The 5555-nt window shown below is 38.8% G+C and carries 4 protein-coding genes; all 4 read left to right on the top strand.

Annotation, left to right across the window (positions count from 1 at the left end; translation table 11 throughout):
- On the top strand, window positions 1-275 hold a 275-nt coding region (locus tag E1176_RS20590), incomplete at its 5' end, for a hypothetical protein (RefSeq protein ID WP_185152684.1).
- 4 nt (window positions 276-279) lie between these two features.
- Complete coding sequence (locus E1176_RS07200; protein ID WP_155209929.1) at window positions 280-2274, top strand: sensor histidine kinase; 1995 nt, start codon at window positions 280-282, stop codon at window positions 2272-2274.
- A 91-nt stretch (window positions 2275-2365) separates the two neighbouring features.
- Window positions 2366-4357: a BatA domain-containing protein gene (locus E1176_RS07195; protein ID WP_155209928.1), complete on the top strand. Its 1992-nt coding sequence runs from the start codon at window positions 2366-2368 to the stop codon at window positions 4355-4357.
- Window positions 4358-4378: 21 nt separating this feature from the next.
- On the top strand, window positions 4379-5555 hold a 1177-nt coding region (locus E1176_RS07190), incomplete at its 3' end, for a dihydroorotase (protein ID WP_155209927.1).

The following is a 5555-nucleotide window of genomic DNA, read 5'->3' as shown; positions in this document are numbered from 1 at the left end:
TTGATAGTGAACCAATCGTTTTGCCAAATACAACATTTGAGGTAATAGAAAATAACAGCAAAGAAATCGTGTATCAATCAAAATCGAGTAGTAAAGGAGAATTCGAGATCGAGATTCCATATGCGAGTCAGTTTTTTATCAGGTTAAAACTTGGCGATGCCGAACCATTAGTGGTGAGCCTTGATATACCTAAAAACAAAGACAAACAGGCCAATCATGAAATTGTGGTCGTAAGTAGCCGTTATATTCCTCTTCAGCAGAGCGACAATCATTAATTTAATGAAGTACGCATTTAAGCTTATTCTTGTCTGTTTTTTTGTGGCTTTTGCGATAGCATCCTACGCTCAGGATACCCGTCTGGTTCAGGTTAAGCTATTAGATAAATCTATGCGTCCGGTTACGGAGATGCAGTTTAGCTTCGATGAGGTAAAGAGATATACCAGCAACGACAAAGGCGTAGTGATGGTTAAGGTAGAGGAATCTCAATTGCCACCCAAAAATGTATACGTATACAACGAATCGCTCGAGGCTGAGTCTTGGAACTATAGTAAAGGTGTGCTGGAGATAATCATTAGACAGCGCACGAGCAAAACGGTAAGAGGTGTTGTAAGAAATCAATTAAACGAGCCAATACCTAATTTGCCTGTTACACTGGGTAAGGTTAACCAAAGAAAAACCACCACTGATATATATGGTGAGTTTGAGTTTACTGTACCCTTAGATTTCAATGAAAAGGTAGTGTCGGCCTATAATTTCCCTGGCTATGAGATTAAGAAATTTACAGATGGAAAAGATTTACTTCGGTTTTCGGTAAGCAAGGATGTAGAAGAGGAAGAACCCGTGCAGCCAATTGCATCTAAGCAGAGCGAGCCTACTATAATTGAAACCATAAAACTTGATTCGACCACAAACATCAATGAGTTTTATAACTATTTAAAAGGTATAAGCCTTGCCGATCTTAATCTCGAACAAAGAGAAGAATTAGACCAGGTGTTTTTTCAACTTATTTCATTTTATGAAGACTCGCTAAAGAATAACATTTACAATCAGTTTATCGATATATCTGAAACCAGTAAGATCGAAGATGACCTTGATTACCTGATAGAGAGAGCACAGCTTGAACAAAATATTGCCAGTGAGTTTAACCGGATTTTTTCAGAAAAGATTGGCATCATCAATCGTAAGCTCAAAGAAGATGGTGATGACCTCACGGCTGAAGAGCGAAGAGAGCTTGTAGGCGACATAGAACTACTCGATCAGATATTACGTAAAAATGAGAGCTTATTTCAGGAAAATCAGGGAGAGTACAGGCAGATACTCAAAAGCATAAGTGCAAACCTTTTACAGATTACTGATCTCGAAAATCAGCTGAGTATAAGTGAGCAACAGCGTATCGAGCAACAGCAAAGCTATGAGCAACGCGTATTTTTCTATACGATAGGTTTCGGAGCCTTAGTGTTGTTTTTAGCGGTTTTGGCCTACTTCACCGCGAGGATAAAAAAGCAAAAGGACAAGACTCAAAAGGCCTATAAAGAACTCAACGATCTAAACGAGCACCTCGAAGAGTTAGTAGCCGAAAGAACTGCATTGTTAGAAATGACAAATGCTGAGCTAGATACATTCTTTTACAAGTCGGCTCATAACTTAAGGCGGCCATTGCTCACCATCGTAGGTCTTGCAGAAGTCGCTAAACTTACCCTTGATACCGAAGGTAAAAAGCTATTTGATAAGGCTCGGGATACCGCTTCATCAATGGATACTATGCTTAAAAAGCTGGTGATGGTAAGTCATATAAACTACCCGTCTGATAAGGATAAAGTAGATTTTGAGGGTATTGTGACTGAGATAGAAAAGGATTTTAAAAAATCTGCGTCATTTAATGGAGTGACATTCCATAAAAATATTGACGCAAAAAACTTTGTGTCTTACCCAATGCTTATGGACATCGTGCTTAGAAATCTTCTGGAAAATTCATTTGAGTTTAGCACACTCTCTGCTAAAAATCCAAAAGTAACACTCGATATCTCTGAAACTACCGAAGGGCTTAAAATGGTGGTAAGTGACAATGGCCTTGGTATTCATGGTGGTGAAGAAAAGAACGTGTGGCAGATGTTTTATGTGGCGCACGAAAACTCTTCGGGCAATGGTCTAGGATTATATATTGCGAGAAAAGCCGTAAAAACGTTACATGGGTCTATCAAGTATAATCGTACTTCTGATAACATCACACAGTTTATTGTAACCGTTCCTCACACAGTAAGGGTTACGGTATAAAATACCTTAACATATCAGGCTTGAAAGTCGTTGGATTATGTGTTGCATTTTTGTGACCTTGTTTTGCTGATTTTTTCTACTTTTGCTGTCAATGAACTTTTTGTACCCGCAGTTTTTATTCGGTCTCTTTGCTCTGGCAATTCCTATCATAGTTCATTTATTTAATTTTCGCAGAACACGAAAGGTCTACTTTTCTAATACACAGTTCCTGCAAAAGGTTAAAGAAGCAAGTAGCTCTAAGCTGAGGCTCAAGCATTACTTAATATTACTTTCAAGGTTGTTATTTATATTCTTCCTTGTCATGGCGTTTGCACAGCCAATTTTAATTGCTGAAGATGACACAGGGTTGAACCAAAATGATGTGTTGATCTACCTCGACAATTCTTATAGTATGAGCAATGAAGTCGGGGAAGGTATTACCGCTTTTGATGCCGGTGTGTCCTATGTCAATGAGCTTGTCAATCTCTTTCCTGCCGCGACAAACTACCGCTTGCTTACCAATGATTTTAATACGGCCGCCATGCTGCCCAAAAGCAAAACTGAGTTGAGTGACTTAAGTACTGAGCTTAGCTACAGCAGTGTAACGCGTTCGATGAGCGATATAAATGACAGAATCCAATCACAGTCTGAATCTCAAACTATTTTCTGGATCAGTGATTTTCAGAAATCCACAAGTGACGAGGCGGTCATAACAGTTGATAGCAGTAAAAGCCAAAACCTTGTCCCTCTTGAGTTTACTTCCACTAAAAATGTGGCCGTAGATTCAGTTTGGTTGAATAATCCATTCCTTATAGGTGATGAAAAACTTCAGCTTAATGTAAAAGTGCGTAACTACGGAAGGGAGAGTGTCGATGACTTAATTGTGAAGGTGTTTGTAGACGAAGTGCAGAGTGCGACTTCAAGTATCAATCTTTCACCTAACACGTCAATGACGACCACTTTTGATTTGGCGTTTGAGCTTAATGGCATAAATAAGTGTAAAGTGGCCTTTGAGGAGTTTCCTGTCACGTTTGATAATGAGTTTTTCTTTACCATCAATGGGAGTCGTAAAATCAATGTATTGGAAATTAAAAACACGGATGCCGCGACTAACGTCACGAGAGTTTATGGAAATGAAGAGCTTTTTAATCTGACTAGTGTAAATGTGGCTAACCTCGATTATAGCCTGATTTCGCAAAATGACCTGGTCATAATTAACGGAATTTCTCAGATTGATCAGTCACTAGTTAATGTCGTAAATGAGTATTTAGGGCTTTATGGCAATGTTTTATTAGTGAGTGGTGCTACTCCGGACTTATCAAGCTATCGTTCACTTCGTGGGCTGCAAAATGTATCGCTGCGAGACTCTTTATTGTCAGTCGATTTAAGCACCCCCGATTTTGATAATCCTTTTTTTGAAAATGTATTTGAAGAAAAGAGTCGAAATATGGTTATGCCTTCTGCGAAAAAAGTGATTGACTGGGGCCGAGACCGTACCGCTATTTTAAGCTTACAAAATGGAGATCCCTTCTTGAGTAAACTCAATACAACAGGAAATTTCTACGTAATGGCAAGCCCCTTGCAAGATGGTTATACAAGCCTCTACTCACATGCTTTATTCGTGCCTGTAATGTATCGCATGGCTGTGGCAAGTGCCTCGGCCGACAATAAGCTATATTATTTTACAGACCAACCCATCATTACTTTTAAAACAGATACCACTCTAGCCGACCAGGTTTATAGACTGAAAAGTGACTTAGGAGAAATTATACCTTCACAGAGGATTACCGGCAATACGGTATATATGGAAGTGCCTAAAAATGTATTGAATACCGGTTTTTATGACCTCATGTTAGGTGATAATGTGATAAATACATTGGCTTTTAATAAGAGTTTTGATGAGTCAGATTTAGAGCAATATACCTCAGAGGAGGTGAGAAATAAGTTTCAGGGCGATATCACTATATTTGCTGTAGACGACCAGCAAGCATTTGCCGGAGAGGTAAAGGGGAAATACGTTGGTCAGTCGCTTTGGAAATATGCTATACTCCTAGCTCTGTTATTTCTATTAGCTGAAGTATTATTAATACGATTTTTCCCATAATTGATTTGTAATAGCTATACCATGAAAGTACTCATAGAAGGCGCCAAAATAATTGATAAAAATTCTCCTTACCACGGTAAGATTGTAAATGTATTGGTAAGCAATGGGCAAATAGAAGCAATCGGAAAGGATACACCAAAGGCCGATAAGGTAATTGAAGGAAAGGGTAAATACCTTACCATCGGTTGGTTTGATATGAGTACCACTGTCGGTGATCCGGGTTTTGAGTTTAAAGAGGATTTTGAGTCTGTAGCAGATGCAGCATTGGCAGGAGGTTTCACCGGTTTGGCTATTTTGCCTAATAATAGCCCTGTAACCCAAACGAAAAATGATGTAAAATACATTAAGACAGGTAGTAACAACGGAGTCGATTTTTTTCCCGTTGCGGCTGTCACATTAGACAATAAGGGTGAAGACCTCACCGAAATGATTGATTTGCACACTGCCGGAGCTGTTGCATTTTCAGATGGTAGAAAACCCATATGGCACACAGATATTCTCTTAAAATCACTGCAGTATCTACAAAAGTTTGATGGGTTGCTGATCAATAGGGCAGAAGATATTCACCTCAACATGTTTGGTGTTATGAATGAGGGCACTAGTAGCACCAGCTTGGGTATGAAAGGTATGCCAAAACTCGCTGAAGAAATTGCAGTACAAAGAGATTTGGAGGTTTTAGCCTATGCTGGTGGTAGACTGCATATCAATAAGGTTTCTTCTAAAAGAACCCTGGCTTTAATCAAAGCTGCAAAGAAAAAAGGATTACAAGTGACTTGTGATGTTGCTGCGTACCAAACTTCATTTACAGATGAAGATTTACATGATTTTGAAACTAATCTGAAGGTAAATCCACCGTTTAGAGAAGCTGCAGATAATAAAGCCATCATAAAAGCATTAGAGGAAGGTGTTATAGATGCTATTGTATCTGGCCATATACCGCAAGATGAGGAAAGTAAGAAACTAGAATTTGATCTGGCTGATTTTGGAATAATTGGATTGCAAACTACAGCAGCTGAAATTAGTAAACTCTCTGATAAAGTACCGTTAGAGGTCTTATTGGATAAAATAACCTCTACGCCAAGAGAGTTGCTAAACCTTGATATGCCGAAGATTGACAAGGGTATAAAGGCTAACTTAACCTTGTTTGATCCGAAGGCCAAATGGACTTTAGATAATAAGACAAATAAATCCAAATCAC

This window comes from Fulvivirga aurantia, assembly GCF_009711475.1.
Taxonomy (GTDB): Bacteria; Bacteroidota; Bacteroidia; order Cytophagales; family Cyclobacteriaceae; genus Fulvivirga; species Fulvivirga aurantia.
The sequence above is the reverse complement of the archived record's forward strand: the minus strand, read 5'-3'. Positions and strand labels throughout refer to the sequence as shown.

What these genes read in the sequence shown, in the direction of transcription:
- E1176_RS07195 (WP_155209928.1), top strand. Translation starts at nt 2,366, where the DNA reads ATGAACTTTTTGTACCCGCAGTTTTTATTCGGTCTCTTTGCTCTGGCA.
- E1176_RS07200 (WP_155209929.1), top strand. Translation starts at nt 280, where the DNA reads ATGAAGTACGCATTTAAGCTTATTCTTGTCTGTTTTTTTGTGGCTTTT.